Below are 23,001 nucleotides of genomic sequence, written 5' to 3'. Positions count from 1 at the left end.
CCTGCCCGCACGAGACAGAGGATCTACAACAATGAATGAGCTGATGAGCTTTTGGGCGCAGTGGCTGCGCCCATCGGCGGGGTTGCCCACGGTGCAGTGGTCGCTGCTGCTGGCCGTGGCCTCCATCACGGGCTATCTGGTGCAACGCTACAGCGGCCTGCCCAAGGTCGTGGGTTACACGCTCGTGGGCACCATCGTGGGCCTGCTGGGCTTTGGCGGCGCCGTGTGGCCGCTGCAGGGCATTGGCCTGTTCCTGGTGGAGCTGGGCGTGGCCGTGGTGCTGTTCGAGGCGGGCGGTCGCATTCCGCTGCGCTGGTTCCGCCATAACCCCATGGTGCTGGTGCAGAGCATCGCGGAGTCCGCCTTCACCTATTTCGCGGTGTACTGGACGATGCTGTGGTTCGACGTACCCGAGCGCGCCGCCGGCCCGCTGGCCCTGGTCGCGATGGCGGCATCACCGGCGGTTCTGACGCGCGTGGTGTCCGACACGCGCGCCGCCGGCCCCGTGACCGACCGTGCCGTGGTGCTCGCAACGCTGTCGTCCCTGTATGCGCTGGCGCTGGGCAGCGCGCAGGCCGAGCTCATCAACCGCCCCGGCGTGGGCCTGGTGGGCACGCTGTATCCCGCGCTGGTGGTGCTGGGCGTTTCTGTGGCCGTGGGTGCACTGCTGTCGCTCATCCTGCGCCTGGCGTTGCGCGTGATGAGCCCGACGAGCGAGAACACCTCCATGCTGCTGATGGCCCTGATCGCCGCCAGCACCGCCGTCACCGCGCACATGGGCGGCTCGGCCCCGCTGGCCGCGCTGCTGGGCGGCATGCTGCTCAAGCAACTGCACCCGCGCCCCTGGGCCTGGCCGCGGCAGATGGGCACCGCCTCTTCGCTGCTGACGATGCTGATGTTTGTGCTCGTCTCCACCGTCGCCGCGCAGGCCGACTGGAGCGGCCCGGTGGTCGGCGCCGTGCTGGCGCTGATCTTCGTGCGCCTGCTGGCCAAGGCGCTGGGCGTGGGCGTGGGCAACGTGGGCAGTGGCGCCAGCTGGCGCCAGGCCCTGTGGCTGAGCTGCGCCATGGCGCCGATGTCGGCCATCGCATTGCTGGTGGCCTCGCAGTTCGTGGTGGCCTCGGCCTCCACGGGCCACCTGATCGCGCGCATCGCCCTGCCGGCCATCCTGGTGATGGAAGTGCTGGGCGCAGTGATCGCCACCGTGGCCATCTACCGCGCGGGCGAAAGCTCCAAGCCCTGGGCGCCCCTGAGCAGCCGCGGCAGCAACACCGGAGACACCCAACGTGAGTCTTGAAGCCTTCCACCATTCCGAGCCCCTGACGCTGGGCGTCGAGCTGGAACTGCAGCTCGTGAGCACCAACGACTACGACCTCGCGCCCTACGCCGAAGACATGCTGCGCCTCATGAAGAAGGTGCCGCTGCCCGGCAGCGTGGTGCCCGAGATGACCAACAGCATGATCGAGATCTCCACCGGCGTGTGCCACAGCAGCTCCGAGGTGCTGGGCCAACTCACGCAGATCCGCGACGCGCTGGTCAAGAGCGCGGACAAGCTCAACATCGCCGTCGTCGGCGGCGGCACGCACCCCTTCCAGCAATGGCACGAGCGGCGCATCTACGACAAGCCGCGCTTTCAGGAGCTGTCGCAGCTGTACGGCTACCTGTCCAAGCAGTTCACCATCTTCGGGCAGCACGTGCACATCGGCTGCCCCGACGCCGACTCCGCCCTGCTCATGCTGCACCGCATGAGCCGCTACATCCCGCACTTCATCGCGCTGTCGGCCTCCAGCCCGTACGTGCAGGCGCAGGACACGCAGTTCGACTCCGCGCGCCTCAACTCGGTGTTCGCGTTCCCGCTGTCGGGCCGCGCGCCCTGCGTACTCACCTGGAGCGAGTTCGAGCAGTACTTCAACAAAATGACGCGCACCGGCGTGGTCAAGAGCATGAAGGACTTTTACTGGGACATCCGCCCCAAGCCCGAGTACGGCACCATCGAGATCCGCGTGTTCGACACGCCGCTCACCATCGAGCGCGCCGCGGCCCTGGCCGGCTACGTGCAGTCGCTGGCCGCGTGGTTCCTGGCCGAGCAGCCCTTCACCCCCACCGAGGACGACTACCTCGTCTACACCTACAACCGCTTCCAGGCCTGCCGCTTCGGACTGGACGCGGTGTACGTGGACCCCGCCAGCGGCGACCACATGCCGCTGCGCGACCACATCCTGCAGACGCTGGACCACGTGGCGCGCTACGCCGGCACGCATGGCGCATCGGGCGCGCTGCACATGCTGCGCGGTGAGACCGCGCTGGGCCAGAACGACGCCCGCTGGCTGCGCGAGCGCCAGCGCGAAGAGCAGTTGCTGGCCGAGGTCAGCCGCCAGGCCGCGCTGCGCTTTCGCGGGCACGACATCTGAACGCGGCAGCCGCCCATGGGTGAGTTCGACCTGATTGCGCGCTACTTCACGCGCCCGGTGCGCCGTGCGACGCTGGGCGTGGGCGACGACTGCGCGCTGCTGTCGGTCACGCCCGGCATGCAGCTGGCCGTGTCCAGCGACATGCTGGTCGAGGGCCGCCATTTCTTTGCCGACGTGGACCCCGCGCACCTGGGCCACAAGGCGCTGGCGGTGAACCTGTCGGACCTGGCCGCCTGCGGCGCCAGGCCGCTGGCCTTCACGCTGGCGCTGGCGTTGCCGCGCGTGGATGCGCCCTGGTTGCAAGCGTTTGCGGACGGCCTGCTGCGGCTGGCCGACGCGCACCAGTGCGAGCTGGTCGGTGGCGACACCACGCAGGGGCCGCTGAACCTCTGCGTCACCGTGTTCGGCGAAGTGCCCACGGGCCAGGCCCTGCTGCGCAGCGGTGCGCGGGTGGGCGACGACATCTACGTGAGCGGCACGCCCGGCGAGGCGCGCCTGGCGCTGGATGCGCTGCGCGGCCGCCTGGCGCTGCCGCCCGCCGCCCTGCAGCAGTTGCGCCCACGGCTGGAGCAGCCCACACCGCGCGTGGCGCTGGGTCTGGCGCTGCGCGGCGTGGCCAGCAGCGCCATCGACGTGAGCGATGGCCTGCTGGGCGACCTGGGGCACATCCTGAAGGCTTCGGGCGTGGGCGCCTGCGTGGACGCCACCGTCGCTACCAATTTACTAGCTGCCAGCGCCCAACAGGCGGGAGCTGCAGCCGATTTTGACGCACAAACGCTGATGCAATGCGCGCTGGCCGGCGGCGACGACTACGAACTGGTCTTCACCGCCCCTCCCGCACAGCAGGCCGCCGTGCAGGCCGCCGCGCAGGCCAGCGGTACGCGCGCCACGCGCATCGGCCGCGTCGAGGCCGCGCCCGGCCTGCGTGTAGTGGACGGCCAGGGGCAGCCCGTGGCGCAGCACTTCGCCTCGTTCGACCACTTCGCCTGACCGCTCCCGCTACCGGGCCGGCGCCGCTGGTAGCATCGGCCGGCACTTGCATCCTTGTCGCCCATGCCCGATACGCCGCCCCCCACCCCGCTGCCGCCCCACGCCCTGCGCCGCTTTCTGTTCGTGCACCCCGCGCACTGCATCGCGCTGGGCTTTGGCAGCGGACTGTCGCGTGTGGCACCGGGCACGGTGGGCACGCTGTGGGGGTGGCTGGCGTTCCTGGTGCTGCAACTGTGGCTCACGCCGCGCGGCATGGGGCTGCTGATCGCGCTGTCGCTGCTGCTGGGCTGGTGGGCCTGCACCGTCACCGCACGCCACATGCGCGTGGCAGACCCCGGCCACATCGTGTGGGATGAAATCGTCGCGATCTGGATCGTGCTGTGGCTGGCCATGCCCATGGGCTTCTGGGGCCAGCTCGCCGCCTTTGCGCTGTTCCGTTATTTCGATGCCGCCAAACCCGGCCCCGTGGCCTGGGCCGACCGGTTGTTCAAGGGCTTCGGCTGGCGCGGCGGCCTGGGGATCATGCTGGACGACCTGGTGGCCGCGTTCTGCACGCTGCTGGTGATCGCGCTGTGGCGCCACTGGTTCGGGTGAATGCCATGGAGCTATCAAAAATAGAGCTGCCAGCGCTTGATGGACGGGCGCTGGAGGCCAATTTGATTCATATCTCCACGGACCTGCTCGCACGCGGCTGGATGCTGGCCACGGCCGAGAGCTGCACCGGCGGCCTGATCGCGGCGGCCTGCACCGACCTGGCGGGGTCGAGCCAATGGTTCGAGCGCGGCTTCGTCAGCTATTCCAACGCCGCCAAGACCGCGCTGCTGGGCGTGCCCGCCGATCTCATCACGGCCCACGGCGCCGTGAGCGAGCCCGTGGCCCGCGCCATGGCCGAGGGCGCCGTGCGCCACAGCGCCGCGCAGGTCAGCGTGGCCGTGACGGGCGTGGCCGGCCCCACGGGCGGCAGCCCGGACAAGCCGGTGGGCACGGTGTGGTTCGGCTGGTGCGTGGCTGGCGCCACCCATTCGGAACTGCGGCGCTTTGCCGGAGACCGCGCCGCCGTGCGCGCCGCCACGGTGCGCCACGCGCTGGGGCGGCTGGCGCAGTTGCTGGCCCAGGCGCCCGCCCCTTCGCGCTCCTGACGGTCCCACTGGGCCTGGCGGCGCCGTAGCACCTGGGCAGGCCCAGAGCGCAATACCGGGCCACCGGCTGCGTGCCGCCCACTCAATGCCGGCGAGTCGAACCGTGCCGCGTCAGGCCGGGCCGCGCCAGGCCGGGCCGCGCCAGGCCGGGCCGCGCCAGGCCGTGCCGCGTCAGGCCGGGCCGCGCCAGGCCAGCTACACCAGGCAAGGCCGTGCCAGGCCAGCCACACCTGGCCACAGCCGCGTCAAGCCGCGCCGCAGCACTTCTTGTACTTCTTGCCGCTGCCGCAGGGGCAGGGGTCGTTGCGGCCGGGCTGCTCGCCCTTGACGATGGTTTCCTGGCGCGGACCCAGGCTGCGCCAGAGCTGGCGCAGGTCGTACACGCCCCAGATGGCCTCGCCAAAGACCTCCAGGCGCTCCTGGCTGGTGCTGGGCGGGCCGTCTTCGGCGTACATGCAGATCTCGGGCTTGCCGGTGTCGTCCTCGGTGAGGGCGACGATGGATTCGAGCGCGCCGTCCAGCCACTGGGCGGCTTCCTTGTCGCGCGGGGTGGCCCAGTCCTCGGGCCAGTTCTCCACGGCGAACATGAAGCCCAGCGCCCAGACCTGGCCGAAGGAAGGAATCTCCTGCCCCGCCATCTCGGCGCGCTCCTCCTCGGGCAGGCTGGCGATGGCGCCGCGCATGTCGATCACCTCGGGCTGGAAGGCGTTGTCGGCGTCCAGCGATTCGGCCTGCTCGTCCAGTTGCGCCTGCACTTCGGCGCGGCGCAGCTCCCACAAGGCAAGGAAGCGCTCCTGCTGCGCCAGGTCCTTGAACGTGGGCACCAGCGGCAGGGGCTCGCCTTCGGCCACGTCCAGCTCCTGGCCGTCGCCCAGCAGCATGGGCAGCCATTCCGCCGCGGGCACGGGGCGGCGCGTGCAGACCAGCGCCGTCAGGAAGCCGTCGCAGAACTCCCACTGCGGCACATCTTCCTCACGCGTGCGCAGGTCGTCCAGCAGGCTGTCGAGTTCGTCCAGTTCATCCGGCCCCAGGGCGGGGGCGGCGGCGGATGCGGGGGTGTCGGAGGTGGCGTTCATGCGGAATCGGGCGGGGCTTGGACCCGCGGGCTAAGGAGGAGGAGAAACAGGGCCCCAGGAGGCCTGAGGCGCGCAGTGTAACGTCGTAGGTTGCGCGCAAGCTATTTTATTAATAGCTTCTCGCGCTTATCACACAAGCGCTAGAGCTTGATTTGGCCTCAAAAACAGAAACGCCCCATGCCAAGGCAATGGGGCGCAGCGGTCGGTAACAAAGGGCCACTTGGGCGGCCCGCCCAGCCTTATTGGCTGGCGATTTCCAGATGGGCCTCGCGGGCTTCTTGGATGAACTCGAGGATCAGACGGACGGCTTCGCGCATGGTGTGGTTTCCTGACTGAGATGCTCATCCGGTGCGGAACGGCGCGCATCTCATACGCCGACCAACATCGGGTTAACCACTAAGTGTTAACCCTTAGGCGTAAGTATAAACCACAATCCACTTTTGTGCTGCAGCGCAGCGAAGGCTGGGGCGATCAGGGCGCGGCTACTCCTCTGCCGTCCACTCCACCCGGGCCCCCAGGCTGCGCAGGTTCTCCACAAAGTGCGGGTGCGCGCGGCGGATGGGCGTGGCGTTGCGGATCTCCGAGCGCCCCGGGATACTGGCCGCCACCATGAACAGCGCGATCGCCACGCGGATGATGTAGGGGCTCTCCACCACCGCCGGCGCCAGCGGCCCCCCACCGAAGGTGACGATGCGGTGCGGGTCGGACTGGTACACATGCGCGCCAAACTTGGACAGCTCGCCCGTCCAGCCTAAAGCGCCGTCGTACACCTTGTTCCAGAACATCGCGTTGCCCTGCGCGCGCACGCCCAGCGCGATGAAGATCGGCAGCAGATCCACCGGGAAATAGGGCCAGGGCGCGGCCTCCACCTTGGTCAGCACGTTGGGGGTGAAGGGCGTCTGCACCGTGAGCGGCCCGTCCACGAAGGCGCGCGACCAGCCGTCCCGGTGCTCCACGCGCACGCCAAACTTGGCAAACGTGCGGTCGATCAGCGGGAAGTTCTCCGGTGCGCTGTTCTTCACCACCACGTCGCCGCCGGTGATGGCCCCCAGCGCCAGGAAAGTGGTGATCTCGTGAAAGTCCTCGGCAAAGCGGAATTCACCGCCCCCCAGGTCGCCGCCGCCGTGCACCGTAAGCCGCGAGGTGCCCACGCCCTCGATCTGCGCGCCCAGCATTTGCATGAAGCGGCAGAACTCCTGCACGTGCGGCTCGGACGCCGCGTTGGTCAGCGTGGAGGTGCCCTGCGCGGCCACGGCGCACAGCACGAAGTTCTCGGTGGTGGTCACCGAGGCATAGTCCAGCCAGTGGTGCACCGGCGTGAGCATGCCCACGCGGCGCACCAGCAGCGAGCCCTCGGCCCGCTCCACCTGGCCGCCGAAGCTGCGAAAGACCTCCACATGCGGGTCGATCTCGCGCACGCCCAGGGTGCAGCCCTTCACGTTGTCCTCCAGCCGCGCCACGCCGAAGCGCGCCAGCAGCGGCGGCACCAGCATGATGGACGAGCGCATCTCCTCGGGCAGGCGGTGCGTGGCGGCGTCGAAATGCGTGGCCTGGTGGTGCAGTTCCAGCGTGGCGCTGGCATGGTCCCAGCGCACCTCGCTGCCCAGGGTGCGGAAGATCTCCAGGATCTTGCGCACGTCGGTGATGTCGGGCACGCCCACCAGGCGCAGCGGCGCGCGCGTGAGCAGCGTGGCGCACAGCACGGGCAGCACCGCGTTCTTGTTGGCCGAGGGGGTGACGCGGCCACGCAGCGGCGTGCCGCCATGCACGATCAGGTTGGACATGGTTCGCAAACCTCTTCAAAAACAATAGCTGCCACCGCATGCGTGTCCTGCGTCAACAGCCGTTTTCGCATGCAAAGCACAGCCTTGTCCTTGGACACGATGATGGCGCGGTGCGCGACCGCCAGGTCGATGAACTTCTGGTCGTCCGCGTCCTTGCAGGCCCAGGGCGCGCGCGGCGCCACCTCGACCAGGCGCACGCCCGCGTCGAACGCCGTCAGTACGTCATTCGCGCCCACGCCGTAATACGCCATGCGCGGCTGCAGGTGGGTGTACTGCAGCACGCGCTCCAGCTCGTCCCGCATGTGCTGCGTGGCGATCCAGTCCAGGCGCTGGGCCTGCAGCAGCGCACGCACGGTGGCCACGGCCGCGTCGGCGAAGATGAACAGGTCGAGCACGATGTTGGTGTCCAGCACCACGACACGCGCGCTCTCGCCCGCCGGCGCCACGGCAGGCAGGCGCAGCTCAGGACGCATCCGAGGCTCCGCCGGCCGGCGCACCGTTGGCCGCGCCGCCCTCCCCCGCGTGGCCGGCGCGCGGCCGATCCCGCACGGCGCCCGCCACGAGGTCGAAGCGGAACAGGCGGCATTCGATGGGGCCGTTCCACAGCGGCACGCGGCGCGACTCCTTCAGGCGCATCTTGCCGGGCAGCTTGAGGTCGGGCGTGAGCATCCAGGCCTGCCAGCCGGCGTAGTGCTTCTTCCAGTGCGCGGCCAACTGCGCGAAGAAGTCCACGCCGTCTTCGGTCTGCGCCGTCTCGCGGCCCATGCGCTCGACCGTGGACATGCGCTCACGCGCATTGCGCCCCGCCGTGCCGGCCGCGGCGATGCGCTCGCCATACGGCGGATTCAGCAGCATGACCCCGGGTTGTTCACTGGGCGGCATGCGCTGCAGCGCGTCGCCCCCGCGCAGCTGCACCGCGTCGGCCACGCCGGCGCGCACGGCATTGCGCTGGGCAAAGTCCACCATGCGGTGCGACACGTCGCTGCCAAAAATCGGCACCGAGGCCGCGGTAACGGCGCTGGCAGCTTCGTCCTTGATCGCAGACCAGACATGGGCCTGGTGCGGCAAAAGCTTCTCGAAGGCAAAGCGCCGCTGCAGCCCCGGCGCGATGCGGCAGGCGATCTGCGCGGCCTCGATGACCACGGTGCCGCTGCCGCAGCAGGGGTCGTACAGCGGCAGCGGCTGCTCGCCATGCGGGTCCCAGCCGGTGGCGGCGATCATGGCGGCGGCCAGCGTTTCCTTGAGCGGCGCGTCGCCCTTGTCCTCGCGCCAGCCGCGTTTGAACAGCGGTTCGCCCGAGGTGTCGATGTAGATCTGGGCGCGGTCGCTGGTCAGGTGCAGGTGCACGCGCACGTCGGGCCACTGCGTCTGCACGTCGGGGCGCACGCCGGCCTTGGCGCGGAAGCGGTCGGCCACGGCATCCTTCACGCGCAGCGCGGCGAAGTTCAGGCTCTTGAGCGGGCTGTGCTGGGCCGTCACCTCCACCTTGAAGCTCTGGCGCGGGGTGAACCAGATCTCCCAGGCCACGTCGGCCGCGGCGGCATAGATGTCGTCCTCGTTGCGGTAGGGCCGCTCGGCCAGTTGCACCAGCACGCGCTGCGCCAGGCGGCTGTGCAGGTTCAGGCGCAGCGCGTCGCGCCAGGAGGCGCGCAGCAGCACGCCCGCGCGGCCCACGAGCAGGTCCTGCCCGGCCAGCCCCGTGAGGCCATGCACCTCGTCGGCCAGATAGCCCTCCACGCCAGCGGCGCAGGGCAAAAAGAGTTGAAGCTGGTTCATTGCGGCTGTGCTGCGCGCTGCAGCAATGGCTGGAGCACGGATTCGGGAATGGGTGCGGGCTTGCGGGCCGCCCGGTCGATGAAGACGATGCCGGTCTTGCCGCGCGCGATCTCGCGCCCCTGGCTCTTCTCGGTCAACCGGAAGACGAGGTCGAAGCCGTAGCGGTTGAAGTCCTGCGGCGTCATCTCCACGCGCAGCGTCTCGCCGTGGAACGCCTCGGACTTGTATTGCGCCACGATGTCGCCCACCACGGTGGACAGGCCCGCCACGTCGGCCTCGGGGTAACCCAGCGACTTGAAGAAACGCACGCGCGCCTCGGACACGAGGCTGAGCAACTGCGCGTTGTCCAGGTGCCCGCCCTGGTTGACATGGCTGATGTAGATCTGCAGCTCGGTACTGAAGCCGAAGTGCGGGGGAAGGTCGAAGACGACGCGTGCCATGGTTCAAAGTGCCTTGCGGAGGTTGGCCGGGGCGATCTTGAGCGCCTCACGGTATTTGGCCACGGTGCGGCGCGCACATTCAATGCCCTGCTCCTTGAGCATCTCGGCGATCTGGCTGTCCGACAGCGGCTTGTGCGGGTTCTCGGCCGCGATGAACTGCTTGATGAGCGCGCGCACGGCCGTACTGGAGGCGTTGCCGCCGGTTTCGGTGCCCAGCCCCGAGCCGAAGAAGTATTTGAGCTCGTACGTGCCCTGGGGTGTGGCCATGTACTTGGCGGTGGTCACGCGGCTGATGGTGGACTCGTGCAGGCCCAGTTCATCGGCAATGTCGCGCAGCACCAGCGGGCGCATGGCCAGTTCGCCATGCACGAAGAAGTTCTTCTGCCGCTCCACGATGGCGCGCGACACGCGCAGGATGGTGTCAAAACGCTGCTGGATGTTCTTGATGAACCAGCGCGCCTCCTGCAGCCGTGCCTGCAGCGCCTGGTGGCCTTCGCCACGGCCGCCGCGCAACGCGCCGGCGTAGATGTCGTGCACGCGCAGGCGCGGCATCACGTCCGGGTTGAGCTGCACGCTGAAGTTCTGCTGTCCGCCGCGGCCGGTTTTCTTGACGATCACGTCGGGCACGATGATGTTGCGGTCCACGTCGGCAAAGCGCCTGCCCGGGCGTGGCTCCAGCCGCGCGATCAAGGCCATCGCAGCGCGCGTGCGCTCTTCGCTGGTGCCGCAGGCCTGCGCCAGGCGGCGCACGTCGCGCTTGGCCAGCAGGTCCAGCGGCTGGCCGCAAATGGCCAGCGCGGCCTGGATCACGTCGGGGTCGCCCTCTTCGTCCTGGTCCATCGCACGCAACTGCAGCGTGAGGCATTCGGCCAGTCCGCGCGCGCCCACGCCCGCGGGCTCCAGGCTTTGCAGCAGGCGCAGCGCCACGGTGAAGCGGTGCACCAATTCATCGAGTTGCTCGGGGTCTTCGGTGCCCGCCAGGCTGGCGGCCAGGTCCTGCAGCGACTCGTCCAGGTAGCCGTCGTCGTTCAGCGATTCGATGAGGAAGCGCAGCGCGGCCATGTCCAGCTCGGACAGGCGCAGCGCCAGCGCCTGGCGGTGCAGGAAGGCCGTGAGCGACTCCTGGCTGCGGGCCAGCTCGGTGGCGTCCACCTCGTCGTCGCTCCCCGCGCCGGCACCGTTGCGTGCCGGGGCGTCGCCGCCCCACTCGCTGTCGTCGGGCGCCAGGTCTACCGAGCCGTCGCCTTCCCAGTCCGCGGGTTCGGCCGTGGATTCGGCTGTGGAGGTTTCTGCATCATTTTGGCTTGTAGCGCTTTCCTGCCCTGCGCTGACAGCTCCTGAATAAATAGCATCTTCGACTTCTCGGTCTTGCTCGCTCACCGGTGCATCGGCCTGGGCCAGGCCGAACTCCTCGCGCGGGGCCTCTTCCAGCGTGCGCTCCAGGAAGGGGTTCTCGTCGAGCATTTGCTCGACCTCCTGGGCCAGCTCCAGCGTGGACAGCTGCAGCAGGCGGATCGACTGCTGCAACTGCGGTGTGAGCGCCAGGTGCTGCGAGACGCGCAGCGACAGGCCGGGCTTCATGGCCTGCAACCCACTGTCTGGTCCTGCATCGCGCCGTGGTCGCCCATCACTCTCACATGCGGAAGTGCTCGCCCAGGTACACCCGGCGCACTTCCGCGTTGTCGACGATGTCCGACGGCGTACCCTGAGCCAGCACCTGGCCGTCGCTGATGATGAAGGCGTGGTCGCAGATGCCCAGCGTCTCACGCACGTTGTGGTCGGTGATCAGCACGCCAATGCCGCGCGCCTTGAGAAAGCCAATGATGCGCTGGATCTCGATCACGGCGATCGGGTCGATGCCGGCGAAGGGCTCATCCAGCAGGATGAAGCGCGGCTGCGTGGCCAGCGCGCGCGCGATCTCCACGCGCCGGCGCTCGCCGCCCGACAGCGCCAGTGCAGGCGACTTGCGCAGGTGGTCCACGCGCAGTTCCTGCAGCAGCGCGGTCAGGCGCCGCTCCACCTCGGCGCGCGGCAGGGAGCGGCCGGCCTCGTCGGTCTGCAGCTCCAGCACCGCGCGCACGTTGTCTTCGACATTGAGCTTGCGAAAGATCGAGGCTTCCTGCGGCAGGTACGACAGGCCCAGCCGCGAGCGCCGGTGGATGGGCATGTCCGTCACGTCCTGCCCGTCGATGCTGATGCGGCCGCCGTCGCTGCGCACCAGGCCGACGATCATGTAGAACGACGTGGTCTTGCCGGCGCCGTTGGGGCCCAATAGGCCCACCACCTCTCCCTTTTGCACGACCACGGACACGTCCTTGACCACCTTGCGGCTGCCGTAGGACTTCTCCAGGTGCAGCGCCTCCAGGCGGCTGACGCCTTCGCTCATGCGCGCATCGTCCAAGGCCGCGCTCACTTCGCGCCGTCCAGGCTGGGGCTGGTACGCAGCGCGGGCGGCTCGGTGCGCACGGGCGGCGTGGCGCTGGTGCCCGAGGCGGGCTCCTTGGGCGCGAGCACCGCCCGCACCCGGCCGCCCGGCGTGCCGGCAGTGGCGCCGCCGGGCGCGGTCTTCTGCCCGTCCACGGTGAACACGTCCGTGAGGTTGTTGTAGACGATGAGGGCGCCGGCCAGCTCGTCGGTCAGTGTGGCCTCGCGGTAGCGACGCAGCTCGGCGCGGCGGATGAGCTTCACCACGTCGGCGCGGCCGTCGTATTCGATGACCTCACCCTCGCCCTCGACGAACTCGTCGGGCGCGCCCGGCGCGGTGTCACGCTTTTGCCGGAAAAAAGCGCGCTTGCCCGGCTCGGCCGTCACCACACCGTACTGGAAGCCGTCGGCATCCTGGCGCACCTCCAGCTGCGCGCCGCGCAGCACGATGGTGCCCTTGGTCATGACGACACGGCCGGTGAAAACGCTGGTCTGCTTGAGCTCATCGTGGCGCAGGGCATCGGCCTCGATGTTCATGGGCTTGTTGCGGTCGGCTTTTTCGGCATGCACCAGCGGCGATGCAGCCAGCGCCAGGGCCAGCGCTGCGGCGCGGGACAGGAGGAGGAAGGGCAATCGGGTTCTCATAGAGGGCACGAATCTTGCGGTCATTGTACTGACGCAAGCGCGCCGCCGCCGCAGTGGATCGCATCAACCCGTACAGGCCTGCCACCGGCTGTCATGCCGCCGCGCCAACCGGTGCGCAGGCATGAAAAAAGCGCGCCCGTAGGCGCGCTTGTCGTTGGTCGCGGCGGGGCGCTTCAGCCCTTGCGCGCTACGCCAACCAGGTGCTCCACCACCTGCAGCACGCTTTGCATGTTGCCGGCCATGGTGCCGTCGGTGTAGTAGCGGCCGGCCACTCCCATGGAGGGCACGCCTTCGACCTGGTAGCCGTCCTGCAGCTGCGACGCCTTGCGCACCTGGTTGGATACGGTGAAGGAGTTGTAGACCTCCTTGAACTTCGCCACGTCCACGCCCTGCTTGCCGATCCAGTCGAAGATCAGCTCGTCCTTGTTCAGCGGCAGGCGTTCCACGTGCACCGCGCGGAACACCTTCGCATGCAGCTCGGGCAGCTTGCCCATGCCTTCCAGCGCGTAGTAGAGCTTTTGCTGCGGCACGAAGCTCGCATTGAACGCCACGGGCACGCGGCGGATGTGCAGGTCCTTGGGCGCCGACTTGATCCAGGCCTCCAGCGAAGGCTCGAACGTATTGCAGTGCGGGCAGCTGTACCAGAAGAACTCGATAACTTCGATCTTCCCGGCAGGTGCCTCGGTTGCGACGGGCTTGCCCAGCTTGACGTAGTCCTTGCCTTCCTTGAACTGGCGGCCTTGCGCCAATGCGGGCGCCGCCAGCGGCAGGCTCAGGGCGGTGGCCGCGGAGGCGACGGTCAGAGAAAACTCACGGCGTTTCATAGGTTGGGATCACTCCTGGACAGTATGGAGGGTTGTGAGCGCCAGCGCGGGCAAAAGTTCAGCGCTGCACCCGGACCAGCGCGGACTCCACCCCCGCGCCATCGAGTTTTTCCTTCAGCGACTCGGCGTCGTCACGCTTGCCGAACGGGCCCACGCGCACGCGGAACACCGTGCGGCCGTTCTGCTCACGCTCGCTGACGCGCGCCTCCCAGCCCAGCATGGCCAGCTTGGCGCGCTGCGCATCGGCATCCTGCTGGGTGCGGAACGCGCCCGCCTGCACGAAGTATTCGAAAGGATCGGCACTGGTCGCGGGAGCGGGCGCCGCGTTGGCCTTGGCGCGGGCCAGGTCGCCCAGCGGGTCGGCCGACGTCGGTGCCGCGCCGGGCCGGCTGGCCGCCGCCCGCGGACCCGACGCAGGCTGGGCTGCGGCGGTCGCGGTGTCGGACGCGGGAGCGGCAGCCGGCGCAGCGGGGCGCACAGGGTTCTTGCCGTACAGCGGCGCGTTGGGGTCCCAGTTCTTGTTCTTCGTGGCCTCGTCCTGCTCGGACGCACGCGGCGTGCTCTTGTTCAGGAAGGGCACGGGCACCTTGGTCACATACACGGCCACGGCCAGCGCGGCTCCCAGGCCCACGATCACCCCGAGGATGAAGCCCACGATGGTGCCGCCGCGTTGCTGTTTCTTCATATCAGTGGTCACTTACATTCTGGCTGGCGCAGACACGCCCAGCACCGCCAATCCATTGTGCAATACCTGCGCTGTGGCCGCGACGAGCGCCAGCCGCGCCTGCTTGACGGCCTCGTCGTCCACCAGAATGCGTTCGGCGTCGTAATAGCTGTGGTAGGCGGCAGCCAGGTCGCGCAGGTAGAAGGTCACGTCGTGCGGCGCATTGCCGGCCGCGGCCGCGGTGAGCATCTCGGGATACTTGGCGAGCAGCAGCATCAGCGCCTGGGCCTGCGGGCCTTCCAGCGGCGACAGGTCTACATCGCGCAGCGCGGCCACGTCGTAGTCCTCGCGCCAGCCACGCAGCACCGAGCAGATGCGCGCATGGGCGTACTGCACGTAATACACGGGGTTGTCGTTGTTCTGCGCCACGGCCAGGTCGACGTCGAAGGTGTATTCGGTGTCGGGCTTGCGCGACAGCAGGAAGAAACGCACCGCGTCCTTGCTGGTCCACTCGATCAGGTCGCGCAGCGTCACGTAGCTGCCGGCGCGCTTGCTGATCTTGACCTCCTCGCCATTGCGCACCACGCGCACCATGGTATGCAGCACGTAGTCGGGGTAGCCCTGGGGGATGCCCACGTCCGCCGCCTGCAGGCCGGCGCGCACGCGCGCGATGGTGCCGTGGTGGTCCGTGCCCTGGATGTTCACCACCTTGGTGAAGCCGCGCTGGAACTTCTGGATGTGGTAGGCCACGTCAGGCACGAAGTAGGTGTACGTGCCGTCCTGCTTGCGCATGACGCGGTCTTTGTCGTCCCCGTAGTCGGTGGACTTGAGCCACAGCGCGCCGTCCTGCTCGTAGGTCTTGCCGTTGGCGACGAGGCGCTGCACGGTAGCGTCCACATGGCCGTTGGCGTAAAGGCTGGACTCCAGGTAGTACTGGTCGAACTGGAGGTTGAAGGCCTGCAGATCCTTGTCCTGCTCATTGCGCAGGTAGGCCACGGCGAACTGGCGGATGTTCTCGTAATCCTCGACATCGCCATTGGCCGTGAACGCGCGGTCATCGGCCTGGACGGTGGACTTGGCGAGGAAGGCGTCGGCGATGTCCTGGATGTAGTCGCCGTTGTAGAAATTCTTGGCCAGCGGGTTCTCGCTGTCCGTGGGCCAGCAGTCGTCGCCGGGCTTGAAGCCCTTGGCGCGCAGTTGCGTGCTCTTGGTGAGGGTGTCGATCTGCACGCCCGCGTCGTTGTAATAGAACTCGCGGTGCACGCTCCAGCCCTGGGTGGCGTACAGATGGCTGATGGCGTCGCCGATGGCGGCCTGGCGGCCGTGACCGACGTGCAACGGGCCGGTGGGGTTGGCGGAGACGAACTCCACCAGGACTTTCTCGCCGCGCGCCGGCTGGTAGCCATATTGCGCGCCTTGCGCCAGCACCTCGTGCACCACCTGCTGCTTGGCGGCGGGCTTGAGGCGGATGTTCAGAAAACCGGGGCCGGCGATCTCGATGGCCTGCACCCATTTTTGGAACGCGGGCGTGGCCTCCAGCGCGGCCTGTAGCTGTTCGCCCAGTGCGCGGGGATTCTGCTTGAGGGGCTTGGCCAGCTGCATGGCGGCCGTGCACGCGAGGTCGCCATGGGCAGCGACCTTGGGAGATTCGAAGGCCGCGCGGCTGCCTGCGCCGGGCGACACCTTTTCCAGCTCGCCGGCCAGCGCCGCGAGCAATTCCTGTTTGACGGAGAGCATGGGGGCGGATTCTACGGGCCGACCCGTCATCCATTCGTGACCGCCCGGCGTTATGCTGGGTGGCCCGTGGGGCACTGCGTTGTCGGCGGGCGCATTCACCTTTTCCTTTTTTGCAGGAGCATTACATGAAGAAACTGCTTCCCCTGTTGGCCGCTGCCGGCTTTGCCCTTTCGTTCGCCGCACACGCTGCGGACGCCCCCGCGGCCGGCGCCTCTGCCCCCGCCAAGGCGCCCACGGCGCAGCAGACGCGCATGAAGACCTGCAATGCCGACGCCGGCGCCAAGAACCTCAAGGGCGACGAACGCAAAGCTTTCATGAAGGAGTGCCTGAGCGGCAACAAGGCGTCCACCCAGCAGGACAAGATGAAGAGCTGTAACGCGGACGCCGGTGCGAAGAACCTCAAGGGCGACGCCCGCAAGGCCTTCATGAAAGAGTGCCTGAGCGGCGCGGCCAGCTAAAGGACCGACGCACCGCACGGGCCCGCCCATCGGGCCTGCACGAGCAAACCCCGCACGCCTGCCGCCCGCGGGGTTTCTTTTTTTGCCCTTCCCTCGGCGCTCAGCGCGTGCCCACGCCGCGTGCCAGGAAGACGGCCAACAGCGGAATCAGCGCCAGCAGATGGGCCTCGATCATCACCAGACGGCGCGTGCTGCGCACCTGGTCATCCGAGGGCAGCGCGCCGCCGGCGCGCACCGCGCGGCGCCAGCGCAGGAAGCGCATGGTCGGGACGATGGACATCAGCCCGATCACCACGAACAACGTGACCTTGGCATGCAGCAGCGGCTGCGACCAGTACCAAGCCCCGCCCTTCATGCCCCACCAGGTGCGCGCCAGCCCGGTGGCCAGCACCAGCAGCGCCGAGATACCGTACAGCATGTCCACCCGCGCCAGCCGCTCGACTGCGGCCGCGTTCATCCACTCCTTGCGGCACAGCGCGGTCTCGCTGGCAAGGAAGGTGGCGGCCATGAGGAAGGCCATGATGTGGGCATAGGCGAGCAGGGCTTCGGTGGTCACAGGTTTCCTTTCGGCAGAGGTACGCGCGGCGCGCACAGGTCATGGGCGGCGCGCGGAGAACTCCTGCGCCACCCAATCGTCGATCAGCGTCTTTTCGTGGCGCAGCTTGTCGCCAGGATAGCGGTCCCCGCGCATCTGGAATGCCAGGCCCGGCAGCGTGCGACTGCCTTCGGCCAAGGTACGGCCGTCAGGCGAGAGGCGCTTGAACTCCAGCGCGATGCGCGGCGGATGCACGTCGCGCACCACGCGCACCGCCTGGGCTGTGGCCCCCGCCGCGGGCTCGAATGCACCGGCGCGGCGCACGTCGGTGATGTGCACCTCCGCGCGCTCGCCCTCCGGCAAGGCTGCGGCCACGCGCTCGGCCAGGTGCTCGCACAGCGCATCCATCCAGGCACGCCGGGCCGCGGCGGGCTCGTGCGGGGTTTGCTCGCGCGCCTCGGCAAAGCCGGCTGGATCCGCGTAGGTGACACTGACCATGCCGGCCGGCACCCCGTGCGCGCGCGGCGTGGTTTCCGCGTGCCGGGCGGGCAAGGCGCAGCCGGCGACCAGGGCCAGCGCCATGGCGGCCAGCATCCAGCGAGCGGCGGGCAAGGCGGGGAGAACAGAAAGAATGGGAATGCGCATGAAAGCTCCTGTACGGTGGGCCGTGCGTACGGCCCCGGCATGATGGGGGCCGGGCGGGAGGAATGCCGCGGCATTGTGCCCCGCGTTCATGTCAGACAGAGGCGGGCCGTGCCCAGAATTCGGGCTGCGCGTAATGGTGCTTCAGGTACTCGATCCACAGCCGCACGCGCAGCGGCAGGTGCTTGCGCTGGGGAAAGACGACATAGATGCCGTTGGGCGGCGCGGCGAACTCCTCCAGCACCGCCACCAGGCGGCCGGCCGCGATCTCGGACTCCACCTCCCAGGTGCTGCGCCAGGCGATGCCCCAGCCGCCCAGGCACCAGTCGTGCAGCACCTGGCCGTCGGAGCAATCGAGGGGCCCGCCGGGCTTGAAGTGCACGACCTCGGTGGCACCACCACCGCCGGCCACCGGCACGCGAAACGCCCAGCCGCGCGTTTGCGAGGCATCGCTGGAGAGGGTCAGGCAGTCGTGCTGGGCCAACTCGCCCGGGTGGGTGGGCGTGCCGCGCCGCTGCAGGTACTGGGGCGTGGCCACGCACAGGCGACGGTTGTCCGCCATGCGCACGCTGACCAGGGACGAGTCGGGTAGGTCGCCCACGCGCACGGCGCAGTCGTAGCCCTCGCCCGCCAGGTCCACCACGCGGTCGCTCAGGTTCAGCGAGAGGGTCACCTCGGGGTGCAGGTCATGAAAGCGCGGCACCAGGGGCGCCACATGGCGCCGGCCAAAGCCCGCGGGCGCAGTGACGCGCAGATGCCCCGTGGCCTTCACGCCGCCGGCGGATACGCTGGCCTCGGCGTTGGCCACATCGGACAGCAGGCGCTGGCAGTCCTCCAGGAAGGCGCTGCCCTCGTGCGTGAGCGCGATGCGCCGCGTGGTGCGCACCAGCAGCTTCACGCCCAGGTGCTCCTCAAGCGCGTCCAGGCGCCGCCCCATGATGGCCGGGGCCACGCCCTCGGCCTTGGCGGCGGCGGTGAGACTGCCCCGCGTGGCCACCGACACGAATGACTCGAACGCTTTGAGTTTGTCCATGAATACAAGCCAAATCAGGCTCCAAGCCTTATACAGCAAGCGCAAGCAGCTATCAATTTCATGAAAGCATGCACCGCACTCCCCATGCGGAGTGTGCCAACCTTTGCAAAAAAGTCATTGGTTAAGAGATATGTGCGCGATTTATTAATGGAAATATTTCCAATACAGTGGCATGCAAGGCTCCGCCATGGGCCACGGCTTTTCAATTACCGCTAGGGGGTTTCTCATGACCGCACGTACCCACGTCCACGGCCTGCAGGTGGCCAACGAACTGCACGCCTTCATCAACGAGCAGGTGCTGCCGGGCACCGGCGTCGAGCCGGCCGCCTTCTGGAAGGGCTTCGATGCCCTCGTGGCCGACCTGGCGCCCAAAAACGCGGCCCTGCTGGCCGAACGCGACCGCCTGCAAAAGGAACTGGACACCTGGCACAAGGCCAACCCGGGCCCCATCCAGGACATGGCAGGCTACCGCGCCTTCCTGAGCCAGATCGGCTACCTGGTCGAGCCCCCCAAGGGCGCGCAGGCCACCACCACTAACGTGGATGCCGAGCTGGCTATCCAGGCCGGCCCGCAGCTGGTGGTGCCCATCCTGAACGCACGCTACGCCCTGAACGCCGCCAACGCGCGCTGGGGCTCGCTGTATGACGCGCTGTACGGCACCGACGTGATCGGCGAAGAAGGCGGCGCCGAGAAGGGCAAGGGCTACAACCCCGTACGCGGCGCCAAGGTCATCGCATTCGCACGCGACTTCCTGGACCAGGCGGCCCCGCTGGCCAGCGGCTCGCACAAGGACGCCACGGCCTACAAGGTCGAGGGCGGCAAGCTGGCCGTCACGCTCCAGGGCGGTGCCACCACCGGCCTGAAGAACGCGGCCCAGTTCGTGGGCTACCAGGGCAATGCGGCCGAGCCATCGTCCGTGCTGCTGGTGAACAACGGCCTGCACATCGACATCCGTGTGGACCGCAACACCCCCATCGGCAAGGGCGACGCCGCCGGCGTGGCCGACGTGGTGGTGGAAGCTGCGCTGTCCACCATCCTGGACCTGGAAGACTCCGTGGCCGCCGTGGACGCCGAAGACAAGGTGCTGTGCTACAGCAACTGGCTGGGCATCCTCAAGGGCACGCTGACCGACACCTTCGACAAAGGCGGCAAGCAGGTCACGCGCGGCCTGAACCCCGACCGCGAATACACCGGCGCCGACGGCAAGCCCGTGAAGCTGCACGGCCGCTCGCTGATGTTCGTGCGCAACGTGGGCCATCTGATGACCAACCCCGCCATCCTGTGGGGTGCCGAGAGCAAGGAGATCCCCGAGGGCATCCTGGACGCCATGGTCACCACGGCCATCGCCATCCATGACCTCAAGGGTGGCGCGGGTGGCATCCGCAACAGCCGCACGGGCAGCGTCTACATCGTCAAGCCCAAGATGCACGGCCCTGCCGAAGTGGCGTTTGCCAACGAGCTGTTCGGCCGCGTGGAGCAGGTGCTGGGCCTGCCCGCCAACACCGTGAAGCTGGGCATCATGGACGAAGAGCGCCGCACCAGCGTGAACCTGAAGGCCTGCATTGCCGCCGCTACGGCGCGCGTGGCCTTCATCAACACCGGCTTCCTGGACCGCACCGGCGACGAGATACACACCGCCATGCAGGCCGGCCCCATGATCCGCAAGGGCGACATGAAGAGCAGCGTCTGGATCCAGGCCTACGAGCGCAACAACGTGCTGGTGGGCCTGTCCATGGGCCTGTCCGGCCGCGCGCAGATCGGCAAGGGCATGTGGGCCGCGCCCGACCTGATGAAGGCCATGCTGGAGCAGAAAATTGCCCATCCCAAGGCCGGCGCCAACACCGCCTGGGTGCCCAACCCCACGGGCGCCACGCTGCACGCGCTGCACTACCACCAGGTCAACGTGGCCGCCGTGCAGGCCGAGCTGCTGAAGGTGGACGCCGACGCCGAGCGCGACAACCTGCTGACCGGCCTGCTCACCGTACCCGTGAGCAGCAACCCGAACTGGAGCGAGACCGAAAAGCAGCAGGAGCTGGACAACAACATCCAGGGCATCCTGGGCTACGTGGTGCGCTGGATCGACCAGGGCGTGGGCTGCTCCAAGGTGCCGGACATCAACGACATCGGCTTGATGGAAGACCGCGCCACGCTGCGCATCTCCAGCCAGCACGTGGCCAACTGGCTGCTGCACGGCGTGGTGACCGAAGGGCAGGTACGCGCCACGTTCGAGCGCATGGCCGCCAAGGTGGACCAGCAAAACAGCGGCGACCCGCTGTACCAGCGCATGCACGGCCGCTTTGCCGAGTCCATGGCCTACCAAGCCGCCTGCGACCTGGTGTTCAAGGGCGTAGAGCAGCCCAGCGGCTACACCGAGCCGCTGCTGCACGCCTGGCGCCAGAAGGTGAAGGCCGCGCAGAAGAAGGCTTGATTGCTATTCAAACAATAGCTGCTAGCGCTTGATGGACGGGCGCCAGGGGCCATTTTGACCACAACGGCACCCACGGGTGCCGTTGTGCTTTCGTACACTCTCCCCCATGCCCACCACCGCTCCCTCCACCACGCGCTGCCCGCTGTGCGGCCAATCCAACGGTTGCGCCGTGGCCGCCGGGTTGCCGGCGCAGCAATGCTGGTGCATGCACGAGAGCGTTTCGCGCGACGCACTGGCGCGCCTGCCCGCCGAGGCGCGCGGCCGCGCGTGCATCTGCCCGCTGTGTGCACGCGAAGAGCCCGCTGCGCCGCAGGCCCCGGCACCCGTCGTTCCCAACCCCTGAACCCCAACCGGAATCCCACCACCATGCCCACGTACCACATCGAGATGATGGAAGGCCGCACCGTCGAGCAAAAGCGCAAGCTGGTCGAGGAGATCACGCGCGTGTCCGTCGAAATCCTGGGAGGCTCCCCCGAGTCGGTGGACATCCTGATCACGGACGTGAAGCGCGAGAACTGGGCCACGGGCGGCAAGCTCTGGCTGGACCGGCAGTAAGCCGCCCTCCAACGCACCACAGGCCGATCGCCCATGTGCCAGCTCCTTGGCATGAATGCCAACACGCCCACCGACGTGACCTTCAGCTTCACGGGGTTTGCGCAACGCGCCGGCAACACGGCCGACCACACGGACGGCTGGGGCATCGCCTTCTTCGAGGGGCGCGGGCTGCGCCACTTCGTGGACCATGAGCGTGCCACCGATTCACCCGTGGCGGAGCTGATCCGCCGCTACCCCATCAAGAGCCGCAACGTCATCGCCCACATCCGCAAGGCGACCCAGGGCGTGGTGAGCCTGGAAAACTGCCACCCCTTCGTGCGCGAGCTGTGGGGGCGCTACTGGGTGTTTGCGCACAACGGCGACCTCAAGGACTTCCGTCCGCGCCTGCACGCGCACTTCCACCCGGTCGGCACCACCGACAGCGAGCATGTGTTCTGCTGGCTGATGCAAGAGCTGAGCAAGTCCCACGCCGGCATGCCGAGCATCGAGGAGCTGACGCTGACGCTGCGCGAGCTGGCGGCGCGCATTGCGCCCCACGGCACCTTCAACTTCCTGCTGTCCAACGGGCAGGCGCTGTGGGCGCACGCGTCCACCCACCTGTACTACATCGAACGCCGCCACCCGTTCTCGCAAGCCCAGCTGTGCGATGAAGACCTGCGCGTGGACTTTTCCGCCCACACCACGCCCAACGACAAGGTGGCCGTGGTCGTCACGGCGCCGCTGACCTCCAACGAGCAATGGACTGCCTTCCAGTCGGGGGAGATGCGGGTGTTCGTGGACGGCCAGTGCCAGGCCGCCTGAGCGCCCCTGCCGGCGCAGCCGCCCCGCAGTGGCGGTAGGAGACGGCTGACCCACCCCTCCTGCACGGGCCGACAGTCCCTTCGCAGTGCCGTCCGGATACTGGCCCTTTTTTCTAGGGGGACAGCCATGCCAAAGATCTGCACCGCCAGGCTGGTGACCGCAGCCTGCGGGCTGGTGCTCGCCGCAGCGGCCCATGCCGATGCCAGCACGAAAGACCGCGAATTCCTGACGCAGGCCGCTACCGGCGGGCTCTACGAGGTCCAAGCCGGCAAGCTTGCACAGAACCGCGCTACGGCCAACGAAGTGAAATCGTTTGGCGCGATGCTGGTGAAGGACCACACCGCCGCCAACGACGAACTCCGGGCCTTGGCAGCGCGCAAGGGCGTCGCGCTGCCCACCACCCTCCCTGGCGACAAGCAAAAGCAACTGGACCAGCTCGCCAAAGCCCAGAAATTCGACCAGGAATTCCTCTCGCAGGTGGGCCTTAACGACCACCGCCACGATATCGCGCTGTTCGAGGCGGCCGGCAAAGACGCAGACGATCCGGAGATCCAGACCTTCGCCCTCAAGGCGCTGCCGAAACTCAAGGCACACAAGGACCACGCCGAAGACCTGGCGGTTTCCATCAAGCGATGAAGG

At 68.3% G+C, this 23,001-nt stretch carries 25 protein-coding genes; 11 read left to right on the top strand and 14 right to left on the bottom strand.

Annotation, left to right across the window (positions count from 1 at the left end; genetic code table 11):
- The first annotated feature begins 31 nt into the window (after positions 1-31).
- The 5 genes from PCQ86_RS02780 (at position 32) to PCQ86_RS02760 (ending at position 4,540) form a co-directional block, all read left to right on the top strand.
- On the top strand, positions 32-1,297 hold the full coding sequence (locus PCQ86_RS02780; protein ID WP_011803821.1) for a cation:proton antiporter: 1,266 nt from the start codon (positions 32-34) through the stop codon (positions 1,295-1,297).
- Complete coding sequence (locus tag PCQ86_RS02775; protein ID WP_012655413.1) at positions 1,287-2,411, top strand: YbdK family carboxylate-amine ligase; 1,125 nt, start codon at positions 1,287-1,289, stop codon at positions 2,409-2,411. Before PCQ86_RS02780 ends, PCQ86_RS02775 begins: the two co-directional genes overlap by 11 nt.
- A 15-nt stretch (positions 2,412-2,426) precedes the next feature.
- Positions 2,427-3,401 (top strand): thiamine-phosphate kinase, encoded by a 975-nt coding sequence (thiL, locus tag PCQ86_RS02770; protein ID WP_270174817.1) that lies wholly within the window; start codon positions 2,427-2,429, stop codon positions 3,399-3,401.
- 63 nt (positions 3,402-3,464) lie between these two features.
- On the top strand, positions 3,465-3,995 hold the full coding sequence (locus PCQ86_RS02765) for a phosphatidylglycerophosphatase A family protein (protein WP_011803818.1): 531 nt from the start codon (positions 3,465-3,467) through the stop codon (positions 3,993-3,995).
- A 5-nt stretch (positions 3,996-4,000) separates the two neighbouring features.
- Positions 4,001-4,540, top strand: a complete 540-nt coding sequence (locus PCQ86_RS02760; protein WP_270175413.1) for a CinA family protein — start codon at positions 4,001-4,003, stop codon at positions 4,538-4,540.
- Positions 4,541-4,785: 245 nt separating this feature from the next.
- Here PCQ86_RS02760 and PCQ86_RS02755 read toward each other — a convergent pair whose 3' ends face one another.
- The 11 genes from PCQ86_RS02755 to argS form a co-directional block, all read right to left on the bottom strand.
- Positions 4,786-5,616, bottom strand: coding sequence for a YecA/YgfB family protein (locus PCQ86_RS02755; protein WP_270174816.1), 831 nt, complete (start codon positions 5,614-5,616; stop codon positions 4,786-4,788).
- A gap of 482 nt (positions 5,617-6,098) precedes the next feature.
- Positions 6,099-7,400, bottom strand: a complete 1,302-nt coding sequence (locus PCQ86_RS02750) for a UDP-N-acetylglucosamine 1-carboxyvinyltransferase (protein ID WP_011803815.1) — start codon at positions 7,398-7,400, stop codon at positions 6,099-6,101.
- A complete protein-coding gene (locus PCQ86_RS02745) occupies positions 7,388-7,873 on the bottom strand; it encodes a putative toxin-antitoxin system toxin component, PIN family (RefSeq protein ID WP_270174815.1) in 486 nt (161 codons plus the stop codon). The genes PCQ86_RS02750 and PCQ86_RS02745 overlap by 13 nt, the downstream gene beginning before the upstream one ends.
- The gene (locus PCQ86_RS02740; RefSeq protein WP_270174814.1) at positions 7,863-9,176 is read right to left on the bottom strand and encodes a THUMP domain-containing class I SAM-dependent RNA methyltransferase; all 1,314 of its coding nucleotides are present in this window, start codon (positions 9,174-9,176) and stop codon (positions 7,863-7,865) included. The genes PCQ86_RS02745 and PCQ86_RS02740 overlap by 11 nt, the downstream gene beginning before the upstream one ends.
- Complete coding sequence (locus PCQ86_RS02735; RefSeq protein WP_012655408.1) at positions 9,173-9,616, bottom strand: acyl-CoA thioesterase; 444 nt, start codon at positions 9,614-9,616, stop codon at positions 9,173-9,175. The genes PCQ86_RS02740 and PCQ86_RS02735 overlap by 4 nt, the downstream gene beginning before the upstream one ends.
- 3 nt (positions 9,617-9,619) lie before the next feature.
- Positions 9,620-11,197: an RNA polymerase factor sigma-54 gene (locus tag PCQ86_RS02730; RefSeq protein ID WP_270174813.1), complete on the bottom strand. Its 1,578-nt coding sequence runs from the start codon at positions 11,195-11,197 to the stop codon at positions 9,620-9,622.
- A 52-nt stretch (positions 11,198-11,249) separates the two neighbouring features.
- Entirely contained in the window at positions 11,250-12,002 is a 753-nt protein-coding gene (gene lptB, locus PCQ86_RS02725) for an LPS export ABC transporter ATP-binding protein (RefSeq protein ID WP_012655406.1), read from the bottom strand.
- 23 nt (positions 12,003-12,025) lie between these two features.
- Positions 12,026-12,685, bottom strand: a complete 660-nt coding sequence (gene lptA / locus PCQ86_RS02720; protein WP_041835854.1) for a lipopolysaccharide transport periplasmic protein LptA — start codon at positions 12,683-12,685, stop codon at positions 12,026-12,028.
- Between the two features lie 173 nt (positions 12,686-12,858).
- On the bottom strand, positions 12,859-13,509 hold the full coding sequence (locus tag PCQ86_RS02715; protein ID WP_011803808.1) for a thiol:disulfide interchange protein DsbA/DsbL: 651 nt from the start codon (positions 13,507-13,509) through the stop codon (positions 12,859-12,861).
- A gap of 58 nt (positions 13,510-13,567) precedes the next feature.
- Positions 13,568-14,194 carry an SPOR domain-containing protein gene (locus tag PCQ86_RS02710; protein ID WP_047349343.1) on the bottom strand — a complete coding sequence of 209 codons (627 nt, stop codon included), beginning with the start codon at positions 14,192-14,194 and terminating at the stop codon, positions 13,568-13,570.
- A 12-nt stretch (positions 14,195-14,206) separates the two neighbouring features.
- Complete coding sequence (gene argS / locus PCQ86_RS02705; RefSeq protein WP_270174812.1) at positions 14,207-15,910, bottom strand: arginine--tRNA ligase; 1,704 nt, start codon at positions 15,908-15,910, stop codon at positions 14,207-14,209.
- Positions 15,911-16,035: 125 nt separating this feature from the next.
- Here argS and PCQ86_RS02700 point away from each other — a divergent pair, with 125 nt between their 5' ends.
- A complete protein-coding gene (locus tag PCQ86_RS02700; RefSeq protein ID WP_012655402.1) occupies positions 16,036-16,368 on the top strand; it encodes a PsiF family protein in 333 nt (110 codons plus the stop codon).
- 100 nt (positions 16,369-16,468) lie between these two features.
- On the opposite strand, the gene PCQ86_RS02695 is transcribed toward PCQ86_RS02700, so the two are convergent.
- The 3 genes from PCQ86_RS02695 to PCQ86_RS02685 form a co-directional block, all read right to left on the bottom strand.
- A complete protein-coding gene (locus PCQ86_RS02695) occupies positions 16,469-16,924 on the bottom strand; it encodes a DUF2214 family protein (RefSeq protein WP_196994524.1) in 456 nt (151 codons plus the stop codon).
- A 39-nt stretch (positions 16,925-16,963) separates the two neighbouring features.
- The gene (locus PCQ86_RS02690) at positions 16,964-17,548 is read right to left on the bottom strand and encodes a DUF3016 domain-containing protein (protein WP_270174811.1); all 585 of its coding nucleotides are present in this window, start codon (positions 17,546-17,548) and stop codon (positions 16,964-16,966) included.
- 91 nt (positions 17,549-17,639) lie between these two features.
- A complete protein-coding gene (locus PCQ86_RS02685; protein WP_047349345.1) occupies positions 17,640-18,578 on the bottom strand; it encodes a LysR family transcriptional regulator in 939 nt (312 codons plus the stop codon).
- 226 nt (positions 18,579-18,804) lie between these two features.
- On the opposite strand from PCQ86_RS02685, the gene PCQ86_RS02680 reads away from it, so the two are divergent.
- The 5 genes from PCQ86_RS02680 (at position 18,805) to PCQ86_RS02660 (ending at position 22,998) form a co-directional block, all read left to right on the top strand.
- Entirely contained in the window at positions 18,805-21,006 is a 2,202-nt protein-coding gene (locus tag PCQ86_RS02680) for a malate synthase G (RefSeq protein ID WP_270174810.1), read from the top strand.
- A gap of 106 nt (positions 21,007-21,112) precedes the next feature.
- Positions 21,113-21,349, top strand: a complete 237-nt coding sequence (locus tag PCQ86_RS02675; protein WP_011803800.1) for a cysteine-rich CWC family protein — start codon at positions 21,113-21,115, stop codon at positions 21,347-21,349.
- Positions 21,350-21,372: 23 nt separating this feature from the next.
- Positions 21,373-21,561: a 4-oxalocrotonate tautomerase gene (locus PCQ86_RS02670; RefSeq protein WP_011803799.1), complete on the top strand. Its 189-nt coding sequence runs from the start codon at positions 21,373-21,375 to the stop codon at positions 21,559-21,561.
- 33 nt (positions 21,562-21,594) lie between these two features.
- Complete coding sequence (locus tag PCQ86_RS02665) at positions 21,595-22,362, top strand: class II glutamine amidotransferase (protein ID WP_011803798.1); 768 nt, start codon at positions 21,595-21,597, stop codon at positions 22,360-22,362.
- A gap of 126 nt (positions 22,363-22,488) precedes the next feature.
- Positions 22,489-22,998 (top strand): DUF4142 domain-containing protein, encoded by a 510-nt coding sequence (locus PCQ86_RS02660; RefSeq protein ID WP_123674830.1) that lies wholly within the window; start codon positions 22,489-22,491, stop codon positions 22,996-22,998.
- Positions 22,999-23,001 lie beyond the last annotated feature (3 nt).

Origin of the sequence: Diaphorobacter sp. ED-3, from assembly GCF_027625375.1 — a bacterium.
GTDB classification, from domain to species: domain Bacteria; phylum Pseudomonadota; class Gammaproteobacteria; order Burkholderiales; family Burkholderiaceae_C; genus Diaphorobacter; species Diaphorobacter nitroreducens.
This window is presented reverse-complemented; position numbering and strand designations above follow the sequence as displayed.

Bases quoted from the DNA above. Each gene is read 5' to 3' on its own strand.
- PCQ86_RS02780 (WP_011803821.1), top strand. From the start codon at position 32: ATGAATGAGCTGATGAGCTTTTGGGCGCAGTGGCTGCGCCCATCGGCG.
- thiL (WP_270174817.1), top strand. From the start codon at position 2,427: ATGGGTGAGTTCGACCTGATTGCGCGCTACTTCACGCGCCCGGTGCGC.
- PCQ86_RS02765 (WP_011803818.1), top strand. From the start codon at position 3,465: ATGCCCGATACGCCGCCCCCCACCCCGCTGCCGCCCCACGCCCTGCGC.
- PCQ86_RS02760 (WP_270175413.1), top strand. From the start codon at position 4,001: ATGGAGCTATCAAAAATAGAGCTGCCAGCGCTTGATGGACGGGCGCTG.
- PCQ86_RS02755 (WP_270174816.1), bottom strand. From the start codon at position 5,616: ATGAACGCCACCTCCGACACCCCCGCATCCGCCGCCGCCCCCGCCCTG.
- PCQ86_RS02750 (WP_011803815.1), bottom strand. From the start codon at position 7,400: ATGTCCAACCTGATCGTGCATGGCGGCACGCCGCTGCGTGGCCGCGTC.
- PCQ86_RS02745 (WP_270174815.1), bottom strand. From the start codon at position 7,873: ATGCGTCCTGAGCTGCGCCTGCCTGCCGTGGCGCCGGCGGGCGAGAGC.
- PCQ86_RS02740 (WP_270174814.1), bottom strand. From the start codon at position 9,176: ATGAACCAGCTTCAACTCTTTTTGCCCTGCGCCGCTGGCGTGGAGGGC.
- PCQ86_RS02735 (WP_012655408.1), bottom strand. From the start codon at position 9,616: ATGGCACGCGTCGTCTTCGACCTTCCCCCGCACTTCGGCTTCAGTACC.
- PCQ86_RS02730 (WP_270174813.1), bottom strand. From the start codon at position 11,197: ATGAAGCCCGGCCTGTCGCTGCGCGTCTCGCAGCACCTGGCGCTCACA.
- lptB (WP_012655406.1), bottom strand. From the start codon at position 12,002: ATGAGCGAAGGCGTCAGCCGCCTGGAGGCGCTGCACCTGGAGAAGTCC.
- lptA (WP_041835854.1), bottom strand. From the start codon at position 12,685: ATGAGAACCCGATTGCCCTTCCTCCTCCTGTCCCGCGCCGCAGCGCTG.
- PCQ86_RS02715 (WP_011803808.1), bottom strand. From the start codon at position 13,509: ATGAAACGCCGTGAGTTTTCTCTGACCGTCGCCTCCGCGGCCACCGCC.
- PCQ86_RS02710 (WP_047349343.1), bottom strand. From the start codon at position 14,194: ATGAAGAAACAGCAACGCGGCGGCACCATCGTGGGCTTCATCCTCGGG.
- argS (WP_270174812.1), bottom strand. From the start codon at position 15,910: ATGCTCTCCGTCAAACAGGAATTGCTCGCGGCGCTGGCCGGCGAGCTG.
- PCQ86_RS02700 (WP_012655402.1), top strand. From the start codon at position 16,036: ATGAAGAAACTGCTTCCCCTGTTGGCCGCTGCCGGCTTTGCCCTTTCG.
- PCQ86_RS02690 (WP_270174811.1), bottom strand. From the start codon at position 17,548: ATGCGCATTCCCATTCTTTCTGTTCTCCCCGCCTTGCCCGCCGCTCGC.
- PCQ86_RS02685 (WP_047349345.1), bottom strand. From the start codon at position 18,578: ATGGACAAACTCAAAGCGTTCGAGTCATTCGTGTCGGTGGCCACGCGG.
- PCQ86_RS02680 (WP_270174810.1), top strand. From the start codon at position 18,805: ATGACCGCACGTACCCACGTCCACGGCCTGCAGGTGGCCAACGAACTG.
- PCQ86_RS02675 (WP_011803800.1), top strand. From the start codon at position 21,113: ATGCCCACCACCGCTCCCTCCACCACGCGCTGCCCGCTGTGCGGCCAA.
- PCQ86_RS02670 (WP_011803799.1), top strand. From the start codon at position 21,373: ATGCCCACGTACCACATCGAGATGATGGAAGGCCGCACCGTCGAGCAA.
- PCQ86_RS02665 (WP_011803798.1), top strand. From the start codon at position 21,595: ATGTGCCAGCTCCTTGGCATGAATGCCAACACGCCCACCGACGTGACC.
- PCQ86_RS02660 (WP_123674830.1), top strand. From the start codon at position 22,489: ATGCCAAAGATCTGCACCGCCAGGCTGGTGACCGCAGCCTGCGGGCTG.